Origin of the sequence: Novosphingobium sp. IK01, assembly GCF_033242265.1 — a bacterium.
Taxonomy (GTDB): Bacteria; Pseudomonadota; Alphaproteobacteria; order Sphingomonadales; family Sphingomonadaceae; genus Novosphingobium; species Novosphingobium pituita.
This window is the reverse complement of the sequence record NZ_BTFW01000001.1, coordinates 2,156,409-2,181,521: the sequence shown is the minus strand read 5'-3', so window position 1 is coordinate 2,181,521 and position 25,113 is coordinate 2,156,409. Positions and strand designations below refer to the sequence as shown.

Here is a 25,113-nt window from a genome sequence, read left to right as displayed (position 1 = left end):
ATCCCCTCTTGTCTTGGCCCCTTTTGTTTTTGGCCGGTCTGTTTTTCGTTTGCTCCCCGCCGGTCTCCTAGCGCTCCTTGGTGGCGCTGAAGGTCAGATCGGGGTTGCGTTCCTGCTGATAGCTAACATCCCAGGCCGAACGCGCCATGAATACCGGATCGCCATCGCGGTCCCTGGCGAGATTCGACATGTTGAATTCGGCAAAGCCCTTGAGCGCCTCAGGCGTGCCCTTGACCCAGCGCGCGGTGTCGAACGGCGAGGGTTCGAGCACGGCCTCGACCTTGTATTCAGCCTCAAGGCGGCTGATCAGCACGTCGAGCTGGAGCTGGCCGACCACGCCCACGATCCACTGTGCGCCGATTTCCGGGTAGAACACCTGGATCACGCCTTCTTCCGACAGGTCGTCGAGTGCCTTGCGCAATTGCTTGGTCTTGGTCGGGTCCTTGAGGACCACGCGGCGCAGGATTTCCGGCGCGAAGTTGGGCAGGCCGGTGAAGCGCACGTCGTTGCGCTCGGACAGGGTATCGCCCACGCGCAAGGTGCCGTGGTTGGGAATGCCGATGATGTCGCCCGCCTCGGCGCTGTCGGCGATCTCGCGGTCCTGCGCGAAGAACAGGATCGGCGAGTGGACGGCAATCGGCTTGCCCAGCCCCGAAGGGATCAGCTTCATGCCGCGCTTGAACGTGCCCGAGACCATGCGCATGAACGCGATGCGGTCGCGGTGCTGCGGGTCCATGTTGGCCTGGACCTTGAACACGAATCCGGTCACGTCAGGGCGGCTCGGGTCGATGATGCCCTGGTCGCTGGCCTGCGGGCGCGGCGGGGGGGCATAGCGGTCGATCGCCGCGATCAGCTCGGAAATCCCGAAGTTCTTGAGCGCCGATCCGAAATAGACCGGGGTCAGGTCGCCATGGCGATAGGCTTCGAGGTCGAACGCGGGATAGCCTTCGCGGCCCAGTTCGATTTCTTCGAGGAACTCGTCGGGAATGGCGCCTGCTGCCGGGTCGCGCTTGCCCAGGAACTCGCGGCTGTCGCCCTCGGGGCGGGCGATGGTCTCGCTCGCGAAGTCGTAGACCCCCTGGAACACGCCGCCCATGCCGACCGGCCAGCTCATCGGCGAAACATCGAGCGCGAGCGCATCGGCCACTTCATCGAGCGTCTCGAACACGGCGCGGCCTTCGCGGTCGACCTTGTTGACGAAAGTGATGATCGGCACCGAGCGCATGCGGCACACTTCGAAGAGCTTGCGCGTCTGCGGCTCGATGCCCTTGGCCGCGTCGATCACCATGATCGCGGAATCGACGGCGGTCAGCGTGCGGTAGGTGTCTTCGGAAAAGTCCTCGTGGCCCGGCGTGTCGAGCAGGTTGAAGACGGTGCCGTCCTTCTGGAAGGTCATCACCGACGAGGTGACCGAGATCCCGCGCTGCTGTTCGATCTTCATCCAGTCCGAGCGGGCGCGGCGGGCGGCGCCGCGTGCCTTGACCTCGCCGGCCAGATGGATCGCCCCGCCTTGCAGCAGGAGCTTTTCGGTCAGCGTGGTCTTGCCCGCGTCGGGGTGGGAAATGATGGCAAAGGTGCGGCGATTGGACATGGCAAGCGCCCCTAGCCGCCCCTGACCGTCACGTCCATGCGGAAGCTGCGGCTCTCACCGCCCGAAAGCAGGACGATACCGGGCTTTTCGCGGATGTCCCCGGCAAAACCGTCCGGGTCGGCATGGCCCGCCCAGGGCTCGATGCACAGGTAGTGCGCGCCGGGCACCTGCCACAGGCCGAGCACCGGGGTATCGGGAAAGGCCAGGTCGAGCGCGGGCCCGTCCTTGACGCCATACGTCAGCGCGCGGCTGGCCAGATCGGTCCAGATCACCGCGTCGTCCTCGAACAGGTTTTCGTGCAAGGGCAGCACCCGGCCTTCGACCGGGCTGGCAAAGCTTGCGTCGCGCATCAGCCCGGTGTCGCGGCGCAGGCGGCGGATCGGGCCGGGCTCTTCGCAGGCGAACGTCAGCGTGTGGGCGTGCCTGTCCGTCGCGCCGGGGAGCGGCCAGGCAAAGGCCGGGTGATAGCCGAAACTGAACGGCAGCGGTTCAAGCCCCGGATTGCGCACCGTGGCCGTCATCCGCAAGGTCGGCCCGTCGAGCGCGAAGGCCATGTCGAGCACGAAGGCGAACGGATAGGCCGCCCGCGTCTCCGGGCTGTCGGTCAGGCGGAAGCGGACATGATCGGGGCCCTGCTCGACCGTTTCGAACCGCGAGCGCCGCGCAAAACCGTGGCGGGGGAGGGCATGGGCCTGCTCTCCATTGCGCAAGGTGCCTTCGGCCAGCGCCCCGACGATGGGGAACAGCAGCGGGGCATGGCCGGTCCAGAAGGCCGGGTCGGCGTCGGTCATCCATTCGCGCCCATCGGCATCGGTGAGCGAGCACAGTTCGGCCCCCAGCGGCGCGATACGGGCCGTGAGCCCTCCGGCAGAAATGGTGACGAGATCGGTCATGGCCCTGAAGGTATGACCACCCGCCGCCCTCTTCGCAAGTGCGGTATGAAAGCCCGACCCACAGGACTTTCGGGTCGGGCTCCGAGGGAAGGCCGGTGAGCCGTTTCCGCTTAGCGTCCGTCGAGACGGCGCCCGAGGGTTTCGACGGCCTGCGGCTCGTAGCCGAGCGCGGCGTAGAAGGCTTTTGTCGCCAGATTGTCGTGGCGGACCATGAGCATCAGCTTGGGACAGGCGCGCGCGGCAAGCCAGGCTTCGGCCTCGTGCATCAGCGCGCGGCCCAGCCCCCGGCGCTGGAACGCCGGGGACACGCCCAGATAATAGACCCAGCCGCGATGGCCATCATAGCCGACCATGATGGTGCCCGCCGGTTCGCCGTCCATTTGCGCGAGGAACACGCAGGCGGCCGGATTGTCCATCGCCAGGGTATAGTCGCTGGCCGGGTCGTTCCACGGGCGGGTCAGCCCGGCGGCGTGCCAGAGGCCGATCACCGCCGCAGCGTCGTCCGGCCCGGCTTCGCGCAGCATGATCTGGGGCAGGATGGAGATGCTCATCTTGCCGGGCTACCGGGTTCAGTCGGCTTCGTCGAGGTTCTTCACCGCGCTGTCGGCCTGTCCGGCGACCCAGTAGCCCGCAGCCTTGATCCAGCGTCGGTCGAGGCCGCGCCCGGTGATCAGGTGTTCGCGCAGCGCGCGCGCCACGCCCGCTTCGGCGGCGATCCACACGAATGTGTCCGGCGCGATGGGGACTGTGGCGAGGGCGTCGAGCAGGGGGGCGGGATCGCTGGCGCGGGCGGCGGGGCGGTGGACCCAGTGCGCGCTCTGGCCGGGGAAGGTCTGTTCATCGGCCGCACCGGGGACCGCGGCGATGACGGTTGCGCCGGTCCCTGCGGGGAGTTCCTCGATCCGCCGGCCGATGGCGGGCAGGGCGGTCTCGTCGCCGATCAGCAGCCAGTGGGCGATGGGCCCTTCGATCACCTGCGAGCCGCGCGGCCCGGCGATTTCGATGGGATCGCCCACTTTGGCCGCGCGGGCCCAGTCGGAGGCGGGGCCGCCTTCGTGGTCGAAGAAGTCGATGGTGAGGGTCTGCGCGGCGGCGTCGTGGTGGCGCGGGGTATAGTCGCGCATGGCCATCTGGCCGCCCGCTTCGGGCACGAAGACCTTGATGTGATCGTCCGGGGCGCCGCTGTGGAAGCCTTCGAGGTCGGCCCCCTGCGCGACGATGCGGATCATGCTGGGGGTCAGCCGTTCGTGGCTGACGATGGCGAGCGTGCGGCGGCGGGTTTCGTGGCGCAGGCGGCGGATGGTCGGGGCATTGATCTGGTCTGGGATCTGGCCGGGGATCTGGTCGGAAGCGGGAGAGGGCATGAGGGGGCGGTCCTTGGCTGGGAAAGCTCAAAGATATATCTTTGAGCGATCTTTTTCAAGGTGCCCGCAAGCCGCCCTTCACTCCGGGGCGACCGGGGCGGGCGATGGCGCCCCGGCGGGGCCGGCTGTTGCCGTTTCTGGATCGAGCGCGGTGATGAAGCGGTCGAGCCACCACATCACGTCCTCGTTCACCACCCCGTCCATCAGCTTGCGCCAGCGCGCCTTGCGCTCCTCGACCGGCATGGTGAGCGCGAGGGCGAGGGCATCGGCGATCTCCTCGGGGCTGTAGGGATTGACCAGCACCGCCGCATCCATCTGCGCGGCGGCCCCGGCAAAGTTGGAAAGCACCAGCACGCCGGGGTCTTCCGGGTCCTGCGCGGCGACGAATTCCTTGGCGACCAGGTTCATCCCGTCGCGCAAGGGGGTGACGAGGCCGACTTTGGCGGCGCGATAGATGCCCGCCAGCACGTCGCGGGCATAGCCCTTGTTGACATAGCGCAGCGGCACCCAGTCGACCGTGGCGAATTCGCCGTTGATCCGGCCCGAGTGGGAATCGAGCTGGGCGCGGATTTCCTGATAGGTCTGGACATTCGCGCGGCTGGGCGGGGCGATCTGGAGCAGGAAGATCTTTTCCTGAAGGTCTTCGCGGGTGGCGAGCAGGCGCTCGTAGCCCATGAAGCGTTCCTGAAGACCCTTGGAATAGTCGAGTCGGTCGACCCCCACGATCATCGCGCGGTCATTGGCGCTTTCGTGCATCTGGCGGCACATGGCGAGCGCGGTGGGGCTTTGCGCGGTCTGCGCATAGGCGGCGCCATCGATCCCGATCGGGCAGGCCAGTGCGCGCAGGGTGCGGCCCTGCCAGCGCACGGTGCCATCCTCGTCGACTTCGGCATCCATGTGGGTGCGCGCATAGTCGAGGAAGTTGTCGAGCCAGTCCTGTGTGTGAAAGCCCACGACATCATAGGCGAAGAGTTGCTCGACGAGTTCCTGATGATTGGGCAGCGAGACCAGCAGGCCCATCGGTGGCCAGGGAATGTGGAGGAAGAAGCCCATGCGGTTGGCCACGCCGCGCTCGCGCAGGCGCTGGCCGAGCGGGATCAGGTGATAGTCGTGGACCCAGACCAGATCGTCGTGGGTGATCAGCGGCAGCAGGGTTTCGGCAAAGCGGGTGTTGACCCGCTCGTAGCCATCGACGAATTCGCGTTCGAATTCGGCCAGGCTCACCCGGTAGTGGAACAGCGGCCAGAGCGTGCGATTGGCAAAGCCGTCGTAATATTCAAGGATGTCCTGCGGTTCGAGGTCGACCGTCGCGGTCGTCACCCCGGCTGATTTCTGGAAATTGATGAGGCCGGTGAAGCTTTCCGTCTCGCCGCCCGACCAGCCGAACCAGATGCCGTTGCTTTCGCGCAGGACTGCCGAGAGCGCCAGCGCCAGCCCGCCCTGATTGCCGGTGGCTTCCTCGCTGGGGGGCTGGACACGGTTGGATACGACGATCAGGCGCTTCACCTTATGGCACTCCATGGCTTGCTGAGCAGGACGGCACAGTTGATCAGGCCGACCAGCGAGTAGGTCTGGGGGTAATTGCCCCACAATTCCCCGGTGACGGGGTCGATGTCTTCGGACAGGAGCCCGGCGGCGGTGCGCCGTTCGAGCATTTCCTCCAGCAGGGCGCGGCCCTCGCTGGCGCGGCCCGTCGCGTGGAGGGCCTCGATCAGCCAGAACGTGCAGACGTTGAAGGCGGTTTCGGGCAGGCCGAAATCGTCCTCGCTGGCATAGCGCAGCATGTGGCTGCCCCGGCGAAGCCCCTCCTCGACCGCGCGCAAGGTGCCCTGGAAACGCGGATCGTCGGGCGGCAGGAAGCGCATGTCGAGCAACTGGATCAGGCTGGCGTCGAGGTCGTCGCCGCCGAACGTGGCCGAGAAACGCTGGGTTTCGGGCCGCCAGGCGGCTGCCTCGATGGTTTCGCGCACCTTGAGCGCGCGCGCCTGCCAGAATTCGGCGCGTTTGGGCAGGCCCAGCACCGTGGCGATATTGGCCAGCCGGTCGCAGGCCGCCCAGCACATCGCCGCCGAATAGGTATGGACATGGGCGCGCGTGCGCAGTTCCCAGAGCCCGGCGTCGGGCGTGTCGTGGACGAGGAACGCGCGCTCGCCCACGGCCTGAAGCGCCTCGAAATCGGCCACGTCGGCCATGCGGTAGAGCCGCCGGTCGAAGAAGGCCTGCGTGTTGCACAAGACGATCTGGCCATAGGCGTCGTGCTGGATCTGCTCGTAGGCCTGATTGCCCACGCGCACGGGCCCCATGCCGCGATAGCCGGCGAGCGCGGGGGCATGGCCCTCGGTCAGCACGGCCTCGCCGCCCAGCCCGTAGAGTGGCTGGATATGGCCGCCACGCGCGCCATCGACGATGTTGCGCAAGTAGCCCAGATAGCCTTCGAGCACGTCGAGCGCGCCCAGCCGGTTGAGCGCCTGAATCGTGTAATAGGCGTCGCGAATCCAGCAGTAGCGATAGTCCCAGTTGCGCTGCGATCCGGCATGTTCGGGGATCGAGGTGGTCAGCGCCGCGACAATCGCGCCGGTTTCCTCGAACTGGCAGAGCTTGAGGGTGATCGCCGCGCGGATGACCGCGTCCTGCCATTCGTGGGGTGTGGCCAGACCGCGCACCCAGTGGCGCCATTCGGCAATCGTGCGCGAGAGCATTTCTTCCAGCCCGTGGCCAAGGTCGGTTGAAAAGCTCTCGTCGGGGCCGAGGAAGAAATAGAGCGTGCGCTCGATGCGGAACGGATGCTCGCTCTCCACCCAGCCGACCGGGGCATTGGTGGTCAGCCGCAGGGTCAGGTCGCTCAGCAGATAGCGGATATGGTGCGAGCCGCTGGTGGTGACCGGCTTGTTCGCCCCCCAGTTGGCCGCCGGGCGCAGGGCCACGCGGATGCGCGGGCTGCCCGCCAGCCGCCGCACGATGCGCGCAAAGGCGACCGGGCGATACATGCGCCCGTGGTTCATGCCGCGCGGGCAGAAATCGACGACCTCGATCACCCCGCCATGGGCATCGGTGTGGCGGGTGACGAGGATCGGGGTGTTGCGGATGTACTGCTGGGTGATCCCGACGCTGTCTTCCAGACCGATGGCCCAGAAGCCATGGGCCTGCGGATCGGCGGGGGACTTGTCGTCGAGCAGGGCGCAGAAGGCCGGATCGCCATCGAGCCGGGGAACACAGCCCCAGACCAGGCTGCCCGAGCGGTCGATCAGCCCGGCCACCTGACAATTGCCGATGGGCCAAAGGTCGAGCGAGGGCTGATTCAGGGAGGCCTGTTCGGCCGGGCCCGGATCGTTGGCAACCCCGCTCATGCGGCTGCCTTTCGCAGCCACTCGCGCACGGCGGCGGGCGAGGGGAGGGTGTAGATGGCGGCGGTTTCGGCCCCGGCGAGCGCGCGGGCGCCGACCAGAACGCCGCGCCCGCCCAGATCGCGCGCGGCGACAAAGCCCGCCTCGTCGGTCAGGTCGTCGCCGAAGAACAGCGGGGTCGTGCCGCCCATGCCGCGCCGGGCCATCAGGCGGCGCACGGCCTGTCCCTTGTCACCCCCAGCCAGCCGCAGTTCGGCGACATCGCTGCCATTCTGGACGACGAGGCCATGGATCGTGGCCAGTTGCGCGGCGAGCGCCTGGGCTTGGTCCCGCGCCTGATTGCGGGCTGGATGGGCGCTCTCGGGCGCGACCATGCGCCAGTGGAGGGCGACGCCATAGGTCTTTTCCTCGACCAGCATGCCGGGAAACTGGCGCGCGAGCACCGAAAAGTGCTGGGCCACCTCGTCGAGCGAGGCCGGGCGTTCCGGGCGGGCCCAGATCCCGTTCCAGCGATATTCGAGGCCATGGCTGCCGGTGACGGGGATGGCCTGGGCGATGGGGCCGAGGATCGTGTCGATCTGATCGAGCGAGCGTCCGCTCACCACGGCCAGCCGCCCGTCGAGTTTCACCGCCAGATTGGCCAGAAGCGCGCGCAAGTCGCCATCGGCAACCACGTCTTCGGGCCGGTCGGTCAGGTCCAGCAAGGTGCCATCGATGTCGAGAAACATCGTGGTCTGCGCAAGCAGGCCGGAACGGGGGGCGGGCAGGAGGGCGGGCTTGGCGGCGAGCAACGGGATAGGGCGCTCCTTGGCTTAGAGCGTTTTCAAGCCGGGTGGAAACACCCGGCGGCTCCGAAAACGCGGTAAAACAAAACCTGAAGCGATTGATCCGATGCACTCGAATCAACGGCTCCAAGGCATGGTGACGCGCCCTGTTAATGTTTCAATTTGTGAATGGTTCCCGCCGGATGGGGCCTGCGGCCAGGCCCCGCAGGATCAGGCTTTCAGGCGGGCAATGGCCTCCTCGCGGGCGATCAGGGGGAGCAGGGCCTTCATGTCGGGGCCGTGGTCCATGGCGGTCAGGGCCTGCCGCAAGGGCAGGAACAGGGCCTTGCCCTTGCGGCCCGTGGCTTCCTTGAGGGCGCCGGTCAGCGCGGGCCAGGGATCGCTCCAGTCGAGCGTTTCGGCCACCTGTGCGGCCGCATCGAGGAACGCGCGGGTTTCCGCGTCGAAGGCGGGGGGCGTGACCGGGCCACGGATCACCTGCCACCAGTCCGCCGCCTCGCCGATATGGGCCAGGTTGGGGCGGATGGCCTCCCACGCGGCCTCGCCCATGCCATGGGGCAAAAGGTGCGCGACGCGGGCATAGGGCAGGCGGTGGACCACGGCGGCATTGACGCGGGCGAGTTCGGCCTCGTCGAAGCGGGCGGGCGCGCGGCCAAAGTGCGCGAGGTCGAAGCTGGCGGCAAGCTGCGCCGCGCCGAGCGCCGGATCGACCGGATCGGACGTGCCCAGTCGGGCGAGCAGGGCGACGAGGGCTTCGGGTTCGATCCCCGCCTCGCGCAAGTCGGCCACGCCCAGCGAACCGAGGCGCTTGGACAGCTTGCCCTCGGTTCCGGTCAGCAGCGCCTCGTGGGCAAAGCGCGGGGGGCTGGCGCCCAGCGCCTCGAACATCTGGACTTGCGTGGCGGTGTTGGAAACATGGTCCTCGCCGCGCAGCACGTCGGTGATCCCCATGGCCACGTCGTCGATGGCGCTGGGCAGCATGTAGAGCCACGAGCCATCGGCGCGGCGCACGACCGGGTCGGACATCTGGCGCGGGTCGAACTGCTGGGGCCCGCGAATGCCGTCGTCCCAGGTGATCGGGGTTTCGTGGTCGAGCTTGAAGCGCCAGTGCGGGCGATCGCCGGCTGCCGCGCGGGCTTCGTGGTCGGCGGCGGTCAGCGACAGCGCGGCGCGGTCGTAGATCGGGGGCAACCCGCGCCCGAGCAGGATCTTGCGCTTGAGGTCGAGTTCCTGCGCGGTTTCATAGCAGCGATAGAGCCGCCCGTCGGCAATCAGCCGCTCGAAGGCCTCTTCATAGATGGCAAAGCGCGCGGACTGGCGTTCCTCGCCCTCGGGGTGAAGGCCCAGCCACGCGAGGTCGGCACGGATCGCCTCGACATGCTCTTCGCGGCTGCGCTGGGCGTCGGTGTCGTCGATGCGCAGGAGGAAGCGCCCGCCGTGCTTTTGCGCCAGCAGCCAGTTGTGCAGGGCCGTGCGGATATTGCCGACATGAAGCTTGCCGGTGGGCGAGGGCGCGAAGCGGGTAACCACGGTCATGCGCGGCGCTATAGCGCGATTGGCGGGCGAGACCACCGGGGAAAAGACGGATTCAGAAGCCGGTTGGCACGACCAGATCGGGGCCGATGGCGCTGGTCTGCGTGCAGCCGCACTGGGCCATGGCCAGTTCGAATTCGGTGCGCAGGATGTGCAGCATGTGGGCGACCCCGGCCATGCCGCCCACGGCAAGGGCATGGAGTTGCGGCGCGCCCACCAGCACGGCTTGCGCGCCCAGCGCCATGGCCTTGAGCGCATCGGCGCCGCTGCGCACGCCGCTGTCGAACAGCAGCGGGAAATCGGGGCCCAGCGCGGCACGGATCGCGGGCAGCATGGCGAGCGCGGGCACCACGCCATCGAGCACGCGGCCCGCATGGTTCGAGACGATCACCCCATCGGCCCCGCACTCGCGCGCGCGGATCACATCGGCGGGGTGGAGCAGCCCCTTGACGACCATGGGCAGCGCGGTTTCGCGGCGCAGCCAGGCCAGTGTCTCCCATGTCGGGGCGGTCTGGGCCAGCGGACTGCCGAACACGACCTGACCGTTCAGCGTGCCGGTGCGGTGCTGCTGGGGAGCGAAACCGGCCAGATTGGCTGCGCCCACGCCGGGCGGCAGGGCAAAATCGGCGCGCTTGACGGCGGCGTCGACGGTAACGACCAGAACCGCGAACCCGGCCTCCTCGGCGCGGCGGACGAGGGCGAGGCTCTGCGCCGGATCGGGCTGGGTATAGAGCTGGAACCAGCCGGGCGGCGGGGCGGCATGGCCCAGTTCCCGCGCGGCGTCGCGGGTGGCGCGGGCGATGTCTTCGAGAGGGACGCTCGAGAGCGTGCTGACGACCATCGTGGTGTCGAGCGCGGCGGCGCCTTGCGCGCTGGCGATTTCGCCCGCCTCGTGGACGAGGCGGTGATAGGCGACCGGGGCCAGCAGGATCGGCGCGGCATGGCGCTGGCCGAAGAGGGTGGTGGCGGTGCTTCCTTGCCTCAGGTCGGCCAGCGGGCGGGGGAGCAGGCCCCGGCTGGCAAAGGCGGCGCGGTTGGCCGGGGTATTGCCTTGCGCGATATGGGCCCATGTCGCCGGGGCAATGCGCGCGGCGGCGTGGCGTTCATAGTCGGCAAGGGTGTGGATGTCGGCCGGGATCGGCGCGGCGCTCATGTCACCGACCAGCGGCGCAGCAGGTTGTGATAGACGCCGGTGAGCGCGGCGACCGAGGGGTGATCGGGCTGTTCGCCTGCCAGGGTCTGGATCGCCTGATCCATCTCGAACAGGCTGCGGCGGTCGGCCTCGGAAGGAACGAGGCTTTGCGTCCAGAAGAACGCGGCGAGGCGCGTGCCACGGGTGACCGGGGTCACATGGTGGTGGCTGGTTCCCGGATAGAGCACCATGTCGCCCGCCGCGAGCTTGACGCGGTGCGCGCCATAGCTGTCCTCCACCACGAGCTCTCCGCCTTCGTAGCTGTCCGGCTCGGACAGGAAGACCGTGCTCGACAGGTCGGTGCGGACATAGGTGTCGGTGCCGGGCATGCGGAACAGCGCGTTGTCGATATGGCTGCCATACGTCCCCCCGCCCTCATAGCGGTTGAAGCGCGGGGGCAGCACGCGCAAGGGCAGGGCGGCGGCGATGAACAGCGGGGTCTGGCCCAGACGTTCGAGAATGCGCTGGCCCAGCGCCACCGCCAGCGGGCTTTCGACCGGCAATTGCAGGTTGGCCTTGGTCCGCACCGCGAGGTGCCCGGCGGTCACCCGGCCATCTTCCCACTCGGCAGCTTCGAGCGCCTCGCGCATCTGCGCCACGTCGGCGGGCGACAGGACGCCCGGAATGTGCAGCATCATCGGTGCGGATCAGCCCTGAAGGACGAAGGGAATCGAGACGAGGCCCTGAACCATCATGGCCGCGCCGTTCTGGCGGGTCACGCTCCAGCGCCAGTGCCGGACCGCGCCCAGCGCAGCCCGGTCGAGGCGGTCGAACCCGCTCGACCGCGACACGTCGATCTGGGCGACACGCCCGTCGAGGCCGACCGTGACCTTGAGGACGACAGTGCCCTGTTCGCGCGCGCGGCGCGAATCGATCGGATAGCGCGGCGGGGTCGCTTCGAGGAGGTTGGACGCAAGATCCCGGCCCGTGGCCATCGCGGGGGCTGCCGGAGCGGCGGGCGCGGCAGGAGCCGCCGGCGCGGCGACGGGCGCAGCCGGGGCCGCTGCGGGAACGGGAATCGAGACCGGCGCTGCCACCGGGGCGGCGGCCACCGTCGGGGTGGTCGGCAGGGTGATCGCCGGGGTCGGCGCCACGACCGGGGCGGCGGCCTGCCTGGGCATGGCGGCGGGCTGGGGCGCGGCCTTCTGCCGGGGCGGCGGCGGGGCCAGTTCGGTCGAGAGGCGAACGGCGGTGAAGGTCTCGTGGCGGGGCTTGGCGCCGATCACGCCGACCGAGAGCAGCGCGGCGACCAGACCACCAACGGCCAGCGCCGAACCGATCAGGGCAAGGCCGCGCGGGCGGCTGCTCGCTTCGTAGCGCGAGGGTTGCCAGACGGGGGCCGGAGCGTGGTTGGGGGCAAAGGCGGGCTCGAAGGCAACAGGAACGGGGGTGGGAACGGGCATGAGCGGTGCGCGCGAAACCGGGGCGCTGGCGCGCTTGGGCATGCGTGCGACGAGGGGGGCGGAGAGAAGACTGGCCTGGCTGCTCACGACGACTGTTCCCGAAACGGCCCCGCCGCAAGATGCTTTGGCGGGTTATTGAGAGTCATTCGCATACCCTCGTTTCCCGGCGAAGTCGAGAGAATAGATCGCAATAGCAAAATAATTGTCGCGCTGGTGCGACAGTCCGGCGCAGGGAAAAATGCGCGCGCGAAAGTGGCCGGGCGCAGGCCCTCCGTGCCTGTGCCCGGCTTTTTCCTGCGTTTTCAGGGGTGGGCCGCGATCACCGTCACGCGCGATTCGGCGGGGATCTGCCGCTTGGGGGCGGCGGCGATCCAGGCTTGCAGGGCGTCGAGGTCGCTCTCGCCTTGCACCGGGTCGGCCTCGCCAGCCGCCTTGGCGGCCTTCGCGGCATCGGCCAGCGCGGTGAAGGTATCGCCCCCCATCGCGAGGAAGTTGTTGACGGTGACACGATAGCGCGCGCCCGGCACCATCGGCTTGCCCGCAATGGTGATCCTGACCACGCGCGCGCCGATCGGGCGGTTGAAATCGACCGTGTAATGCAGCGCCGAGGAAGGGCTGAGCGCCTGATGCAGGCCGTTATCGTCGAAACCCTGTTCGAGTACGGCCTTGAGCTGCGCGCCGGTGAGCGTCTGGGTGATCAGCACGCTGTTGAACGGCTGGATCTTGTAGAGTTCGCCATACGTCACCGCGCCGTCTGCCGCAGGCAAGAGCGCGGCGCGGATGCCGAAGGGGTTGGTCAGCGCGATCTGCGCGCCCGCGTTGCGCGTGGCCGCCACTTGCGAATCGGCGATCAGGTTGCCCAGCGATCCGCCCAGCGGAACCGGACCGTCGTCCACCCGCGCCGCCGGGCCCGAGACTTTGCCGATGGGCTTGTTGGCAAAGGCCTGGGCGGCGACGACATAGCGGCCGACATAGGCGGCGATGTCGGCGCGCGGGGCAAAGACCGGAAGCTGGGGGTCGGGCTCGATCATCCCTTTGGCCGACTGGTAGGGCTGCGACTGGACGATCACGTTGTGCGCGCTGCGCGAGACGAGGTGATGGGTGGCCGGATCGATCTGCAAGGTGATGTCGGTCACCATCTTGCCATAGAGCCCGGCGCTGGTCAGCAGCAGGGGGTGGCCCTTGTCCAGAGCGGCATTCTTGCCACCCAGATCGCAGATATAGGCTTCGTGGGTATGGCCCGAGACGATCAGGTCGACACCGGGATCGAGGCGGGGGATGATGTCGAGAATGGCACCCGACATCGCCGCGCAGCCCTGTGGATCGGGGCTCTGGCCTGCCTGACTGCCCTGTTTCCCGCCTTCATGGATCAGCACCATGATCACATCGGCCCCTTGCGCCTTGAGGGTGGGGATCGCCGCGTTGATGGCCTTGGCCTCGTCCTCGAAGGTCAGCCCGGCGATGCCCGAGGGGTTGACGAGCGTGGGCGTGGTGCGCGTGGTCAGGCCGATGACGCCGATGGTCACCTTGTCGGCACCCTGCCCGAACGTCTTGAGCCCGGTGGCCGGGAACAGGGTGTGGCCCTGACTGTCGAGGGTGCTGGCGGCCAGATAGCGATAGCTGGCGCCGGGGAAGGTTTCGAGCTGGCAGGGCTTGCGCGCGGTATACTGGGTGCAGCCGCCGTTCTGGAGGCGCAGCAGTTCCTGGCGGCCCCGGTCGAATTCGTGGTTGCCCACCGCGTTGAAGTCGATCCCGATGCGGTTCATCACGCCCACCGCAGGCTCGTCGAGATAGAGCGAGGAGGCGACCTGGCTGGCGCTGGTGAGGTCGCCGGCCGAGACGGTCAGGTGATTGGGATAGCGGGCCCGCACGGCATCGATGGCAGAGGCGAGCCAGGCCGCGCCGCCTGCCGGGACTTGCCGGGTTCCCCCTTTGCCGTCGGGCATTTCCACCGACTGGCGGGGCGGTTCGAGCTGGCCGTGGAAATCGTTGAAGGCGGCAATGCCCACGGTGACCAGATGGGGGGCTGCAGGAGCCGTCGCGACGGGCCGGGAAGCACTGGTATCGGCCAGAGGATGAGGCGCGCGCCCCGCACAGGCGGCCAAAGTCAGGCTGGTGGCCAGCACGAGCGAAAAGCGAACGGATTTCATCGGGTTGAAGGACCTCATGCCGGGGGGCTGCACGCAGCGGGTGACCGCGTCATAGCCGCTGGCGATGTCCTGTTGAAGACGGCTCGACGCTTCGGAGCCCGTCAGCCTGTAATCCTGCGCTCAGGAAAGCGGCAGCCAGCGCCCGGCGCAGATCAGCGCGAGCGCGCAGGCCACCACCGGCAGCGAAGCCAGCGCCAGCGAGGCCAGATCGGGAATGGCGGAAAGGGGAAGGCTGCGGGTCATGGTGGCCAGTTCCATGAACCCGCAGCCCTTAATGGCCGGTAAAGATCACGCCGCGTGATGTACCAATATGGCGGCGTGGCGGTTCAGCCCGCCTCGGGGAAGGCGATCCACTGCCAGAGCGCGGCAAGGCAGTCGCGTGCGAGCAGCTTGCTGCGTTCGGGGCTCCAGCCCTGAACCGGATCGGGCAGGTCGGCATTGTCCTTGAAGGGCATTTCCAGCGTCATCGCCACCGCGCCGAAGCGTTCTGCGACCTGGTTGGTCGACATCGACAGGTTGCCCTTGCCCGGCGCGCTCTCGGTATAGCCGCGCCGCACCTGGAAATCGGGGGTGCGCGCATCGAGCAGCGCGCGATAGCGGCGATAGCCTTCGAGCTGTTCGGGGGTCAGCGAGGGGATGCCCTCGAACCCGGCGATGAAGACCGCCGGAATCGCCTCGTCACCATGGATGTCCATGGCAAAATCGACCCCGGTTGCGTCCATGGCGTTGCGGATGGCGAGCACTTCGGGCGCGCGTTCGGCGCTTGGCGCGTCCCATTCGCGGTTGAGGTTCACGCCCACCGCATTGGTGCGCAAGTGGCCGCGGACCGAGCCGTCGGGGTTGCAGTTGGGCACGATGTGGAACGTGCAGGCCTGACGCAGCGCCCGGCCATGCGGGTCTGCCGGGTCGGTCAGCATGTCGAGCGCGCCTTCCATCCACCATTGCGCCATCGTCTCGCCCGGATGCTGGCGGGCATAGAGCCAGACCTGACGCGGGCCTTCGCCCAGATCGAGGCAGTCGATCGGCTGTCCGTCGAGGGTGAGGCCCAGCGTGCGATGGGTCACGCCCGGACTGGCGGCGGCCTGGCTCACCAGTTCGTGGTGACGCTCCATTGAATAGGGCGCGAAATAGGCGAACCAGACGACATCGCTGGCCGGCATGTGGCGGATGTGGAGCGTGCCGCCCTCGCGGTCGCGGTCGAAGGTCGAGGACGCGCGCGTCCATTCCTGCCGGTCTTCCGACACGCAGGCCGAATAGCCGGGCCAGCCATCGGGATAGGCCGAGCCATTGAGGCCGGTGATCGCCAGATCGAGTTCGCGCCCGGCAATCCCGCTCACGCGGAAGTGGAACCACTGGGCGAATTCGGATTGATTGTCGCGCACGATGGCCAGCCGCGCCTTGGCGCCATCGATCGAGAGAACCTCGATATTGCCCGAATCAAAGGCGGTGTTGATCAGGATCGGGGTGGAAGCAGGCGTGTTCTGGGTCATTTGACGCTCGTAGTCTGGCCCGAGGGGCCGGGGAAGCCGGTGAACAGCGCATGGGCCATGCGCGGGGCGAGAAGATCGGCCGAAGCCTCGCGGCTGCCGGATTTCTCGGTGTTGTCGGCGCGGCCCTCCCACAGGGCCTGGCCGCTGGCGCGATCGCGCAGGATCACCCGCAGGCGCGTGCCGTCGAGGTGGCGCACGCCGCCCCCGAAATTGAAGCCCAGCCCCAGGCCAAGGCTGCTGTGGCGCCCGCCGGTGGCCCCGCCCAGCCCGACACTGACCGGGCCGCGTCCGCCCCCTTGGGCAAGCCTGTCGTGTACGACATCCACTTCGGCCAGAATGTCCGCCGCGCCCGGCGTCGCCGCGCCAAAGCCGAGGGCGGCCACTTCACGGGCCACCGCGTCGAGCCAGGGCTGGTCGACCAGGCTCTGGGGATCGATCCCGGAATCGGGGGCGGGCACCACCGCGACCGCGCGCCCGGCCTGCTGCCAGCCCAGTTGGGCCAGGGTCTGCGGCGTCGAAAAACGCGTCACCTCCACCGGCTTTGCACAGGCAGGCTGGGTCAGGACCAGCAGGGTGGCAGAGGTCAGGGTGGCAGAGAGGCGTTTGAAAAGAGCCGGGCGGGCCATGGCGGGCATCCTTCGCACGAAAAGGGAGAGCGAGCCGATGGATAGGCCAGCCAGCCTGCCTGCTCAAGTCATGGGAGAAGAAGGGCCAGCGATGGTTTCGGGCGGCGGGGGCGGGCTGTCGGCGTCGCCGGACGGGCCGGGGTCCTCGGCCATGCTCGATGGCGGGGCATTGTCTCGCGGCATTTCGGCCTCGGGCCTCTGCGGGGGAGGACCGGAATCATGGGCATAGGCCCCCGGCGCATCGGCACCGGCGACGACCACCGCCCCTTCGGGGAAACGGGCGAACAGCGCGCGGGCCAGACGGGCCGCCATGCCGCCATCGTCGATCCCGTCCTCGCCGCCGCTGCCCCTTTCGCGGGCCATGCCCTCGGCATGGCCTTCCCACAGCACCTTGCCGCTCGCCCTGTCGCGGATGCGCACATCCATGCGTGTGGAGACGACCGCCCCGGCCGGCTTGCTCAGGTCTACCCCCAGCCCGAGCGCCACGCCCGAGCCGCGATTGCTGATCATCGTGCTCACTTCGCCGCTCACCGGGTTGTGGCGGACTTCGGCGGGGACGACGACCATGTGGCTGACGGCCACTTGCGCGATCTGCCCGGCGTCGGTCGCGGTCTGGGTGTCGTAGCCTTGCGCGATCAGGGCATCGACCACCGCGGCTTCATAGACGGGCAGCTTGTCGGACAGCTGGTTGTCGGTCAGGCGGCCATCGGGAAGGGTGTCGCCGCTGCTGCTCTCCCCGCCGTTATCACTGGCATCATCGCCCTCGTCCTGTCCCTGCGGCGGGGGCTCGACACCCGAAATCACGATCCGGCCCTTGCCCAGCAGGGGCAGGGCATCGGCGGCGCGCCAGGTGCTGACCTCGATATGGCTGGGAACCTGAACCGATCCGCCCCGGCGCGCGGCTCCCCCCCGGCCACCATAGCCGCCATAACCGCCCCAGCCGTCATAGCCTCCCCCCCAGCCATCATAGCCACCGCCCCACATGGGCTGGGCCAGCGCGGGCGAGGCGCAGGCGACCGCCAGCAGGAGAGAGGCGGGCAGGGAAAGGGCAGCGGGGCGGGGCATGATCGGGAATCCGGTCGAAAAGAGGAATCATGATCCTGCCGCCATCGGGCTGTCACGCGGCTGAACCACATGTCTAACGCAGGAGCGGCGCCTTTCCTGCGCGGGGCATGGAAATCAAAAATCCGGCTGGTGGAGCAATTAGCAAATTCCCCTCTGGCCTTGCACTGCTAGGACCGGCCTGTCCGTGGCAAATTGAGGTGATTCGCTGTGATGTCCGAGTTTTCCGGGGCCAAGGTTCCCGTGCTGGTCACCGGTGGGGCCGGTTATATCGGCAGCCACGCCGTTCTGGCGTTGCGCGATGCGGGCTGGCCGGTGGCGGTGATCGACAATCTGGTGACCGGGTTCCGGTTTGCCGTGCCCGATGACGTGCCGCTTTACGAAGGCGACATCGCCGACGAGGCGCTGGTGGCGCGGATCATCGCCGAACAGGGCATCGGCGCGATCATGCATTTTGCCGGGTCGATCATCGTGCCCGAGTCGGTGGAAAATCCGCTCAAGTACTATTCGAACAACACCGCCAAGAGCCGCGCCCTGATCGAGGCGGCGGTCAAGGGTGGGGTCAGGCACTTCATCTTCTCGTCGACGGCGGCCACGTACGGCATCCCCGAGGTTTCCCCGGTGACCGAGGACAGCCCGAAGCAGCCGATCAACCCCTATGGCATGTCCAAGCTGATGACCGAGATCATGCTGGCCGACACCGCACGGGCCCATCCGCTCAATTTTTGCGTGCTGCGCTATTTCAACGTGGCCGGGGCCGATCCGCAGGCGCGCACCGGGCAATCGACCGCCGGGGCGACCCACCTGATCAAGGTCGCGGTCGAGGCCGCACTGGGCAAGCGCGAAAGCGTGGGCGTGTTCGGCACCGATTTCGACACCCCCGATGGCACGGGCGTGCGCGACTATATCCACGTGTCCGATCTGGCCATGGCCCATGTTCAGGCGCTTGAGGCGCTGATCGACCAGCCCGAGCGGTCGCTCACGATGAACTGCGGCTATGGCCGGGGCTTTTCGGTGCTCGACGTGCTCAATGCGGTCGACCGCGTGACCAACCGCCCGGTCGTGCGCGTGATGCAGGGCCGCCGCGCGGGCGACCCCGATTCGCTGATCTCGGACAACAGCCGGATCAAGGCCACGCTGCCGTGGGTTCCGCGCCATGCCGATCTCGATACGATCATCGGCCATGCGCTGGCCTGGGAACGCAGACTCAGTGAAATCCGCCCGGAAGGTTGACTTTCCACAGGGCGCCGACTAACGGCGCACCTTCAGTTTCGCGCCCGGGTCGGATTCGGGCAAAGGGAAAAGCCATGAAGATTCGCAACAGCCTGAAGTCGCTCAAGGACCGTCACCGGGATAACCGCGTGATTCGCCGTCGTGGCCGGACCTATGTGATCAACAAGACCCAGCGTCGTTTCAAGGCACGTCAGGGCTGATTTCAGCCCTTTCGCGCTTGTGGCCGTGCCTTTCAGGTTCGGCCCGGACGCTGCATCCAGCCCGCTTCCCGGCCCGGTATTCCGCCTTTGCGCGGCGCCGGTCCGGGGAGCGGGCTGGTTTCGTTTGTGCCCCCTGAATTGTCCTTTCTATCAGGAACCATGCCGATCATGACCAGTCCTGCCCCTGTCACTGCCGCCTCTCCCACCATCGTCGTCTGGGACGTGGGCCGTGTGCTCGTGGAATGGGATCTGGGCCTGCTCTATCACGAGGCGATTCCCGACCCGCAAGAGCGCGCGCGCTTCGTGGCCGAGGTGGTGAGCGAGGAATGGCATGGCCAGCACGACGCCGGGGTGCCCTGGGCGCAGATGGTGCCCGCCCGCGCCGCGCAGTTTCCCGAATCGGCGGCGCTGATCGAACGCTATGCGACGCACTGGCTCGACAGCGTGCCCGGCCCGGTGGCCGGTACGCACGACCTGATCCGCCGTCTGGCCGCGCGCGACGTGCCGCAATATGCGATCACCAATTTCGGGGTCGATGCCTGGGCCCTGTTCCGCCCGACTTTCCCGATCCTCGACCATTGCCGCGACATCGTGGTCTCGGGGGCCGAACGGATGGTCAAGCCCGATCCGGCGATCTTCGAACTGGCCGCAGGGCGCTTTGGCCATGCGCCTGCCTCGATGCTGTTCATCGACGACAATGCCGCCAACATCGCCACGGCGCGTGAACTGGGCTGGCACACCCACCATTTCACCCGTGGCGCGGCGGCGCTGGAGGCTGACCTGATCGCGCACGGATTGCTGGATCAGGCCTGAAGAACAGCGCAAGGCCCCGGATACGCTCCGGGGCCTTGCGCGAGGGTTCTATCGCAGGCCGATCAGCGAAATTTCGCGGCCATAGCCCGGTTCCCCGGCATGGGTGGCGCGGCGGAACGAGAAGAAGCGGTCGGCCTGGGCATAGGTATCTTCGTCGAGCATGCCCACCACGCCCACGCCGAATGCATGGAGCCGGTGGGCGACGTATCCTGCCAGATCGAACCATGCATGGCCCGCGCGCCCGGCGCGGAAGAAGCGTTCGTTCTCGGCTGCCTCTTCGAGGAAGCGCCGCTCGAACCCCGCGTCGACTTCATAGCTTTTCTGGCCGATGCACGGGCCGACCACGGCGGCGATGGCCGCGCGCGAGGCGCCCAGAGCCTCCATCGCCTCGACCGTGCGGTCGGTCACCCCGTCGATGGCGCCGCGCCAGCCTGCATGGGCCGCGCCGATCACCCCGGCATGGGGATCGTGGAACAGCACCGGCGCGCAATCGGCGGTCAGCACGCCGAGCAGCAGGCCGGGCCGGTTGGTGACGAGGGCATCGGCCTTGGGGCGGTCGGCCTCGTCCCACGGCGTGGTGACGGTCACCACGTCGGGCGAGTGGACCTGATAGGCGCAGACCAGCCGCGCGCCGGGCAGCACGGCCTGGCCCGCGCGGCGGCGGTTTTCGGCGGTCGCTGCCGGGTCGTCCTCGCTCCCCCAGCCGACATTGAGCCCGGCGTGAAGCCCGGTCGAGACCCCGCCCTTGCGACCGAGGAAGCCGTGCGCGGTGCCTGCGAGGGCCGGGTGGGTGAGGACTTCGATCCCCATGGCGCTACTGTCCGTCATGCTGCCCGTCATGCTTCCAGGCTCTTGCTCACCTGCTCGCGCACATCACGCGAGAGGCGGGGGGCGGCGGCGATCCGTTCGAGTTCGGCGCGCATCAGCGCCGCACGGCCCGGTTCGACCCGGCGCCAGCGCCCGAGCGGGGCAACGAAGCGCGCGGCGACATTGCCGTTGATCGGATCGAGCGCGAGGATCAGGTCGGCAATCGTGCGATAGCCCGCCCCGTCGGCGGCGTGGAAGGCCGCCGGATTGGCTGCCATCGCCATGTAGAGCGCGCGCACGCGGTTGGGGTTGGTGAGCGTGAAATCGGGATGATGCGCCAGTGCCTGGACATGGGCGAGCGCATCGGGGTGGAGCGAGCCTGCCTGAAGCGAGAACCACTTGTCGATCACCAGCCGGTTGTCGGCAAAGCGGGCGTGGAAGTGATCGAGCGCTTCCTCGCGCTGCGGGCAGTCGAGGCCGCACAGGACCATGAGCGCACCCTGACGGTCGGTCATGTTGTCGGCGGCATCATATTGCGCCTTGGCGCGCAGGGCGGTGCCTTGCGGGTCGGCGGCGGCCAGATAGACGAGCGCCTGCGTCTTGAGCTTGCGCGCGCCGCGCGCGGCGGCGTCGAGGCTGAAGGGAACGGCGGCGCAGCGGTCGTGGAGCGCGGTCCACGCGGGCGCCAGTTCGCGGCCCAGCCAGGCCTTGAGCGCCTCACGCTCGGCATGGACGCGGGCCGGGTCAACCGGATTGAGCTGTTCGGCCAGATAGGCCTCGCCCGGCAGCATGACGAGTTCGCCGCGCATCAGATCGTCCAGCCCGGCATCGGCGAGGATCGCCGCGAGCGCGCCGCCGATGGCCTTGCGGCCAGCCTCGCGCGCGTCATCGTCGAGGCGCCCTTCGACGGCGGCGACGAGGTGCTGGACGACGAGCTGCTGCATCGCCTCGTAGCGGGCAAACGGATCATCGTCGTGGGCGGCGAGGAAGACCAGATCCTCGACTGTCTGCGGGGCGATAATGGCCACCGGCGCGGAAAACCCGCGATTGATCGAGAGCACCGGGGGCCGGGCATGGCCCTCGAACGTGAACTGCTGCTGCCCTTGCGTCAGCACGATCAGGTGTTCGCCGCCATGCGTGCCGCTCTGGCGGTCGAACAGGGCGGTGCGCAGCGGGATGACCATCGGCTGCTTGACGCTCTGGCCCGGCGTGGGCGGCACGGTCTGCTTGAGGGCGAGGGTGACGCGGCCCGAGACCGGATCATGGCTCAGCGCCACGTCCACGCGCGGGGTTCCGGCCTGCTCGTACCAGCGGCGGAACTGGGCAAGGTCGATCTGCGCGCCCTCCTCGATGGCGGTCACGAAATCCTCGCAGGTTGCCGCTTGCCCGTCGTGGCGCTCGAAATAGAGGTCGGTCCCGGCGCGGAAGCGTTCGGGGCCGGCCAGAACGGTCATCATGCGGATCACCTCGGCGCCCTTGTTATAGACCGTCGCGGTGTAGAAATTGCTGATTTCCTGATAGGAATCCGGGCGGATCGGGTGGGCCAGGGGCCCCGAATCCTCAGGAAACTGGGCCGCGCGCAAGATCCGCACGTCCTCGATCCGCTTGACCGGGGGCGAGCCGCGATCCGCCGAGAACTGCTGGTCGCGCAGCACGGTGAAGCCTTCCTTGAGGCTGAGCTGGAACCAGTCGCGGCAGGTCACGCGGTTGCCCGACCAGTTGTGGAAGTATTCGTGGGCGACCACGCCTTCGACCGCGTCATAGTCGCCATCGGTGGCGGTGTCCGGGTCGGCCAGGATGTAGCGGGTGTTGAAGATGTTGAGGCCCTTGTTCTCCATCGCCCCGGCGTTGAAATCGGACACGGCGACAATGTTGAACAGGTCGAGGTCGTATTCGCGGCCATAGACCTTCTCGTCCCACTGCATCGAGGCGATCAGCGAGCGCATGGCATGGCCCGTGCGCGTCTCGTCGCCCGCGCGGACCCAGATGGCAAGGTCCACCGCGCGGCCCGAGGCCGTGGTGAAACGGTCGCGCGTGGGCACCAGATCGCCCGCGACGAGCGCGAACAGGTACGAAGGCTTGGGCCAGGGATCATGCCAGATCGCCCAGTGCGAGCCATCGTCTTCCTCGCCACTGTCGACCGGGTTGCCGTTCGAGAGCAGCACCGGGAACTGCGCCTTGTCCGCCGTGAGCGTGACGGTGTAGCAGCTCAGGACATCGGGCCGGTCGGGGAAGAAGGTGATCCGGCGGAAGCCTTCGGCCTCGCACTGCGTGCACAGCAGCCCGCCCGAGGCATAGAGGCCCGAAAGCTGGGTATTGGCGGTCGGATTGATCGTGGTCTCGATGGTGACCTGATGGGCTGAACCGGGAAGGTCGATCACCAGATCGTCGCCTTCCATCGCCCAGGCATTGTGCGGTTCGCCATCGACCAGCACGGCGCCCGCCACGATGCCGTCGCCATTGAGGCGCAGCGGGGCGGTCGCGTCTTGCGCCGCCGGATTGCGCTCGACATCGAGCGTGGCGCTCACCCGTGTTTCGGTCAGGTCGAGCACGAAATCGAGCGCGATATCGGGCACCAGCCAGGCGGGCGGGCGATAATCGGCGCGATGAATGACGGCGGGTGTGAACTGGGCGGGCTGGCTGGCAAGATCGTTCATGCGCGTGAACTTAGGTAGACCGCTCGCCGGGGGCAATTGATGATGTGCAAATCGGGCACGAAAGGCGTAGACAGGGTAAACGGAGAGTGACCATGACCGGACACATGCTGATCTTCGGAATGGGCTACAGCGCGCAAGTGCTGGCCCGGAAGCTGCGCGCGCGCGGCTGGCAGGTCGAAGGCACCGGGCGGGCCGGAACCATCGCCTTCGACGACTATGCCGCCATCGATGCCGCGCTCGACCGGGCGAGCCATGTGCTCTCGTCCGTTCCCCCCGCGCGCGATGGCAGCGACCCCGTGCTCGACCATCACCGCGCCGCCCTGCGCGACTGGCCGGGGCGCTGGCTGGGCTATCTTTCCTCCACCGGGGTCTATGGCGATACCGGCGGGGCCTGGGTCGATGAAAGCGCGCCGCTGGGGGGCGGAAGGCGGACGGCGCGGGTCGTGGCCGATCTGGGCTGGCAGGCGCTGCGCGGCGATGTGCGGGTTTTCCGCCTGCCGGGCATCTATGGGCCGGGTCGCAACATGCTCGACCGGTTGCAGGCAGGCGCCGCCCACCGCATCGACCAGCCCGGACAAGTCTTCAGCCGCATCCATGTCGAGGATATTGCCGGAGGGGTGATCGCCGCGCTCGATGCGCCCGAGGGCGTCTACAACCTGGCCGATGACGAGCCCACCAGCCAGAACGCGGTGGTCGAGGAAGCCGCGCGGCTGCTGGGGATTGCGCCGCCGCCGCTGTTGCGGGCCGACGAGGCCGGGCTTTCGCCGATGGCGCGCGCCTTCTATGCCGAAAACCGCCGGGTGAGCGCGGGCAAGGCGCGCCGCGTGCTCGGCTGGCGCCCTGCCTATCCGACGTTTCGCGAGGGGCTGCGCGCGCTCGCCGCGCTCAGCCCCGAGGCAGAGGTGGAGGCGCCCCTGCTGGCCGCCGCCTCATAAGTTCGCAATCGCGCGGGCGAGCGCGGCGACATGGACCGGGTCGCTGTTCCATGCGGTGACCAGCCGGGCGGCGCCCGGCGCGCCTTGCGGGGCGGGCCAGTCGTAGAAATCGAAGCCCGCGCCGCGCAAGGCGGTTTTTTCCGGCTCGCTCAGGATCACGAACAGTTCGTTGGCCTCGACCGGCTCGATCAGGCGCCCGGCACAGGCCCCGGCCAGTTCCTGCGCGGCGGCATTGGCGGCGCGGGCATTGGCCCGCCACTGGTCGTGTTCGAGCAGGGCGAGGATTTGCGCGGCCAGATAGCGGCCCTTCGATTGCAGGTGCCCTGACTGCTTGCGGGCAAAGCGCACGCGCTCGGCCAGCGCGGGATCGAAGAAGACCATGGCTTCGGCGCTCAGGCCACCGTTCTTGATGAAGCCGAAGCTGAGCGCATCGACCCCGGCCTCGACCGTCACGGCGGCGGGCGTGCAATCGAGATGGGCGATGGCATTGGCCAGCCGCGCGCCGTCCATGTGGAGGCCAAGGCCCCGCGCGCGGGCCAGCGCGCCGATGGCGGCGACTTCTTGCGGACGATAGACGCGGCCCTGTTCGCTTGCCTGCGTGATCGAGATGGCGTGGGGCTGGACCTGATGGACGCCGGGGCGGATCGGGGCGATGCGCCGGAGAATCGTCTCGGGCGTGAGCAGGCCGCCTTCGCCTTCGGCCAGCAGCAGCTTGGCACCATGGAGGAACAGGCCCGGCGCGCCGCCTTCGTCCATCTCGATATGCGCCTCGTGGTGGCAGACCACGGCGCCATGGGGCGGCACCATGGCCGAAAGCGCGAGGCAATTGGCCGCTGTCCCGGTCGCCACCCACAGCGCGGTGCAGGGCGCGCCGAACAGGGCCGAGAAGGCCTCGTCGAGGCTGCGGCTCAGCGCGTCGGCGTCATAGGCGAAATCGGGGCTGTCGGCGGCCTGCATCGCGGCCCAGACGCTGGGGTGGACGCTGGCGGCGTTGTCGGAGAAGAAGTGCATGAAAAGGGATCCTTAGCCCAGTGC

Annotated in this window: 23 protein-coding genes; 4 read left to right on the top strand and 19 right to left on the bottom strand. The window is 68.3% G+C overall.

The window, feature by feature from the left end:
• Positions 1-67 precede the first annotated feature (67 nt).
• The 16 genes from SBI20_RS10110 to SBI20_RS10035 form a co-directional block, all read right to left on the bottom strand.
• On the bottom strand, positions 68-1,591 hold the full coding sequence (locus SBI20_RS10110) for a peptide chain release factor 3 (protein WP_317974915.1): 1,524 nt from the start codon (positions 1,589-1,591) through the stop codon (positions 68-70).
• A gap of 11 nt (positions 1,592-1,602) precedes the next feature.
• Positions 1,603-2,484 (bottom strand): aldose 1-epimerase family protein, encoded by an 882-nt coding sequence (locus tag SBI20_RS10105; protein ID WP_317974914.1) that lies wholly within the window; start codon positions 2,482-2,484, stop codon positions 1,603-1,605.
• 110 nt (positions 2,485-2,594) lie between these two features.
• Positions 2,595-3,035 (bottom strand): GNAT family acetyltransferase, encoded by a 441-nt coding sequence (locus SBI20_RS10100; protein WP_317974913.1) that lies wholly within the window; start codon positions 3,033-3,035, stop codon positions 2,595-2,597.
• Between the two features lie 18 nt (positions 3,036-3,053).
• On the bottom strand, positions 3,054-3,848 hold the full coding sequence (locus tag SBI20_RS10095; RefSeq protein WP_317974912.1) for a siderophore-interacting protein: 795 nt from the start codon (positions 3,846-3,848) through the stop codon (positions 3,054-3,056).
• A gap of 78 nt (positions 3,849-3,926) precedes the next feature.
• Positions 3,927-5,354 carry an alpha,alpha-trehalose-phosphate synthase (UDP-forming) gene (locus SBI20_RS10090; protein WP_317974911.1) on the bottom strand — a complete coding sequence of 476 codons (1,428 nt, stop codon included), beginning with the start codon at positions 5,352-5,354 and terminating at the stop codon, positions 3,927-3,929.
• Positions 5,351-7,195 carry a glycoside hydrolase family 15 protein gene (locus SBI20_RS10085; RefSeq protein WP_317974910.1) on the bottom strand — a complete coding sequence of 615 codons (1,845 nt, stop codon included), beginning with the start codon at positions 7,193-7,195 and terminating at the stop codon, positions 5,351-5,353. The genes SBI20_RS10090 and SBI20_RS10085 overlap by 4 nt, the downstream gene beginning before the upstream one ends.
• Positions 7,192-7,983: a trehalose-phosphatase gene (gene otsB / locus SBI20_RS10080; RefSeq protein WP_317974909.1), complete on the bottom strand. Its 792-nt coding sequence runs from the start codon at positions 7,981-7,983 to the stop codon at positions 7,192-7,194. The genes SBI20_RS10085 and otsB overlap by 4 nt, the downstream gene beginning before the upstream one ends.
• Positions 7,984-8,187: 204 nt before the next feature.
• Complete coding sequence (gltX, locus tag SBI20_RS10075) at positions 8,188-9,513, bottom strand: glutamate--tRNA ligase (RefSeq protein WP_317974908.1); 1,326 nt, start codon at positions 9,511-9,513, stop codon at positions 8,188-8,190.
• Between the two features lie 52 nt (positions 9,514-9,565).
• Positions 9,566-10,663 (bottom strand): alpha-hydroxy acid oxidase, encoded by a 1,098-nt coding sequence (locus SBI20_RS10070; RefSeq protein WP_317974907.1) that lies wholly within the window; start codon positions 10,661-10,663, stop codon positions 9,566-9,568.
• Positions 10,660-11,340 (bottom strand): Fe2+-dependent dioxygenase, encoded by a 681-nt coding sequence (locus tag SBI20_RS10065; protein WP_317974906.1) that lies wholly within the window; start codon positions 11,338-11,340, stop codon positions 10,660-10,662. The genes SBI20_RS10070 and SBI20_RS10065 overlap by 4 nt, the downstream gene beginning before the upstream one ends.
• Positions 11,341-11,349: 9 nt before the next feature.
• Positions 11,350-12,192 (bottom strand): energy transducer TonB, encoded by an 843-nt coding sequence (locus tag SBI20_RS10060; RefSeq protein ID WP_317974905.1) that lies wholly within the window; start codon positions 12,190-12,192, stop codon positions 11,350-11,352.
• 215 nt (positions 12,193-12,407) lie between these two features.
• Complete coding sequence (locus SBI20_RS10055; protein ID WP_317974904.1) at positions 12,408-14,255, bottom strand: bifunctional metallophosphatase/5'-nucleotidase; 1,848 nt, start codon at positions 14,253-14,255, stop codon at positions 12,408-12,410.
• 120 nt (positions 14,256-14,375) lie between these two features.
• The gene (locus SBI20_RS10050) at positions 14,376-14,513 is read right to left on the bottom strand and encodes a hypothetical protein (protein WP_317974903.1); all 138 of its coding nucleotides are present in this window, start codon (positions 14,511-14,513) and stop codon (positions 14,376-14,378) included.
• A 68-nt stretch (positions 14,514-14,581) separates the two neighbouring features.
• Complete coding sequence (locus SBI20_RS10045; RefSeq protein WP_317974902.1) at positions 14,582-15,745, bottom strand: M14 family metallopeptidase; 1,164 nt, start codon at positions 15,743-15,745, stop codon at positions 14,582-14,584.
• Entirely contained in the window at positions 15,742-16,371 is a 630-nt protein-coding gene (locus SBI20_RS10040; RefSeq protein WP_317974901.1) for a DUF4136 domain-containing protein, read from the bottom strand. The genes SBI20_RS10045 and SBI20_RS10040 overlap by 4 nt, the downstream gene beginning before the upstream one ends.
• A 63-nt stretch (positions 16,372-16,434) precedes the next feature.
• Entirely contained in the window at positions 16,435-17,436 is a 1,002-nt protein-coding gene (locus SBI20_RS10035; RefSeq protein WP_317974900.1) for a DUF4136 domain-containing protein, read from the bottom strand.
• Positions 17,437-17,646: 210 nt separating this feature from the next.
• Between SBI20_RS10035 and galE the strand changes: the two genes are divergently transcribed.
• The 3 genes from galE to SBI20_RS10020 all read left to right on the top strand — a co-directional run bounded on the left by galE (position 17,647) and on the right by SBI20_RS10020 (position 19,679).
• Positions 17,647-18,666, top strand: a complete 1,020-nt coding sequence (gene galE, locus SBI20_RS10030) for a UDP-glucose 4-epimerase GalE (protein ID WP_317974899.1) — start codon at positions 17,647-17,649, stop codon at positions 18,664-18,666.
• Between the two features lie 74 nt (positions 18,667-18,740).
• On the top strand, positions 18,741-18,866 hold the full coding sequence (ykgO, locus tag SBI20_RS10025; RefSeq protein WP_008069451.1) for a type B 50S ribosomal protein L36: 126 nt from the start codon (positions 18,741-18,743) through the stop codon (positions 18,864-18,866).
• Positions 18,867-19,034: 168 nt separating this feature from the next.
• Complete coding sequence (locus SBI20_RS10020; RefSeq protein ID WP_317974898.1) at positions 19,035-19,679, top strand: HAD family hydrolase; 645 nt, start codon at positions 19,035-19,037, stop codon at positions 19,677-19,679.
• Positions 19,680-19,727: 48 nt separating this feature from the next.
• Here the strand turns inward: SBI20_RS10020 and pgeF are convergent, their stop codons facing one another.
• The gene (gene pgeF, locus SBI20_RS10015; RefSeq protein ID WP_317974897.1) at positions 19,728-20,507 is read right to left on the bottom strand and encodes a peptidoglycan editing factor PgeF; all 780 of its coding nucleotides are present in this window, start codon (positions 20,505-20,507) and stop codon (positions 19,728-19,730) included.
• An 8-nt stretch (positions 20,508-20,515) separates the two neighbouring features.
• Positions 20,516-23,143 (bottom strand): aminopeptidase N, encoded by a 2,628-nt coding sequence (gene pepN / locus SBI20_RS10010; RefSeq protein WP_317974896.1) that lies wholly within the window; start codon positions 23,141-23,143, stop codon positions 20,516-20,518.
• 92 nt (positions 23,144-23,235) lie between these two features.
• Between pepN and SBI20_RS10005 the strand changes: the two genes are divergently transcribed.
• Positions 23,236-24,078: a Rossmann-fold NAD(P)-binding domain-containing protein gene (locus SBI20_RS10005; protein ID WP_317974895.1), complete on the top strand. Its 843-nt coding sequence runs from the start codon at positions 23,236-23,238 to the stop codon at positions 24,076-24,078.
• Here SBI20_RS10005 and SBI20_RS10000 read toward each other — a convergent pair.
• On the bottom strand, positions 24,073-25,089 hold the full coding sequence (locus SBI20_RS10000) for a threonine aldolase family protein (protein ID WP_317974894.1): 1,017 nt from the start codon (positions 25,087-25,089) through the stop codon (positions 24,073-24,075). The genes SBI20_RS10005 and SBI20_RS10000 overlap by 6 nt on opposite strands.
• Between the last annotated feature and the right edge of the window lie 24 nt (positions 25,090-25,113).

What these genes read in the sequence shown, in the direction of transcription:
- SBI20_RS10110 (WP_317974915.1), bottom strand. Translation starts at nt 1,591, where the DNA reads ATGTCCAATCGCCGCACCTTTGCCATCATTTCCCACCCCGACGCGGGC.
- SBI20_RS10105 (WP_317974914.1), bottom strand. Translation starts at nt 2,484, where the DNA reads ATGACCGATCTCGTCACCATTTCTGCCGGAGGGCTCACGGCCCGTATC.
- SBI20_RS10100 (WP_317974913.1), bottom strand. Translation starts at nt 3,035, where the DNA reads ATGAGCATCTCCATCCTGCCCCAGATCATGCTGCGCGAAGCCGGGCCG.
- SBI20_RS10095 (WP_317974912.1), bottom strand. Translation starts at nt 3,848, where the DNA reads ATGCCCTCTCCCGCTTCCGACCAGATCCCCGGCCAGATCCCAGACCAG.
- SBI20_RS10085 (WP_317974910.1), bottom strand. Translation starts at nt 7,195, where the DNA reads ATGAGCGGGGTTGCCAACGATCCGGGCCCGGCCGAACAGGCCTCCCTG.
- gltX (WP_317974908.1), bottom strand. Translation starts at nt 9,513, where the DNA reads ATGACCGTGGTTACCCGCTTCGCGCCCTCGCCCACCGGCAAGCTTCAT.
- SBI20_RS10070 (WP_317974907.1), bottom strand. Translation starts at nt 10,663, where the DNA reads ATGAGCGCCGCGCCGATCCCGGCCGACATCCACACCCTTGCCGACTAT.
- SBI20_RS10065 (WP_317974906.1), bottom strand. Translation starts at nt 11,340, where the DNA reads ATGATGCTGCACATTCCGGGCGTCCTGTCGCCCGCCGACGTGGCGCAG.
- SBI20_RS10055 (WP_317974904.1), bottom strand. Translation starts at nt 14,255, where the DNA reads ATGAAATCCGTTCGCTTTTCGCTCGTGCTGGCCACCAGCCTGACTTTG.
- SBI20_RS10050 (WP_317974903.1), bottom strand. Translation starts at nt 14,513, where the DNA reads ATGGAACTGGCCACCATGACCCGCAGCCTTCCCCTTTCCGCCATTCCC.
- SBI20_RS10045 (WP_317974902.1), bottom strand. Translation starts at nt 15,745, where the DNA reads ATGACCCAGAACACGCCTGCTTCCACCCCGATCCTGATCAACACCGCC.
- SBI20_RS10040 (WP_317974901.1), bottom strand. Translation starts at nt 16,371, where the DNA reads ATGGCCCGCCCGGCTCTTTTCAAACGCCTCTCTGCCACCCTGACCTCT.
- SBI20_RS10035 (WP_317974900.1), bottom strand. Translation starts at nt 17,436, where the DNA reads ATGCCCCGCCCCGCTGCCCTTTCCCTGCCCGCCTCTCTCCTGCTGGCG.
- galE (WP_317974899.1), top strand. Translation starts at nt 17,647, where the DNA reads ATGTCCGAGTTTTCCGGGGCCAAGGTTCCCGTGCTGGTCACCGGTGGG.
- ykgO (WP_008069451.1), top strand. Translation starts at nt 18,741, where the DNA reads ATGAAGATTCGCAACAGCCTGAAGTCGCTCAAGGACCGTCACCGGGAT.
- SBI20_RS10020 (WP_317974898.1), top strand. Translation starts at nt 19,035, where the DNA reads ATGACCAGTCCTGCCCCTGTCACTGCCGCCTCTCCCACCATCGTCGTC.
- pgeF (WP_317974897.1), bottom strand. Translation starts at nt 20,507, where the DNA reads ATGACGGACAGTAGCGCCATGGGGATCGAAGTCCTCACCCACCCGGCC.
- pepN (WP_317974896.1), bottom strand. Translation starts at nt 23,143, where the DNA reads ATGAACGATCTTGCCAGCCAGCCCGCCCAGTTCACACCCGCCGTCATT.
- SBI20_RS10005 (WP_317974895.1), top strand. Translation starts at nt 23,236, where the DNA reads ATGACCGGACACATGCTGATCTTCGGAATGGGCTACAGCGCGCAAGTG.
- SBI20_RS10000 (WP_317974894.1), bottom strand. Translation starts at nt 25,089, where the DNA reads ATGCACTTCTTCTCCGACAACGCCGCCAGCGTCCACCCCAGCGTCTGG.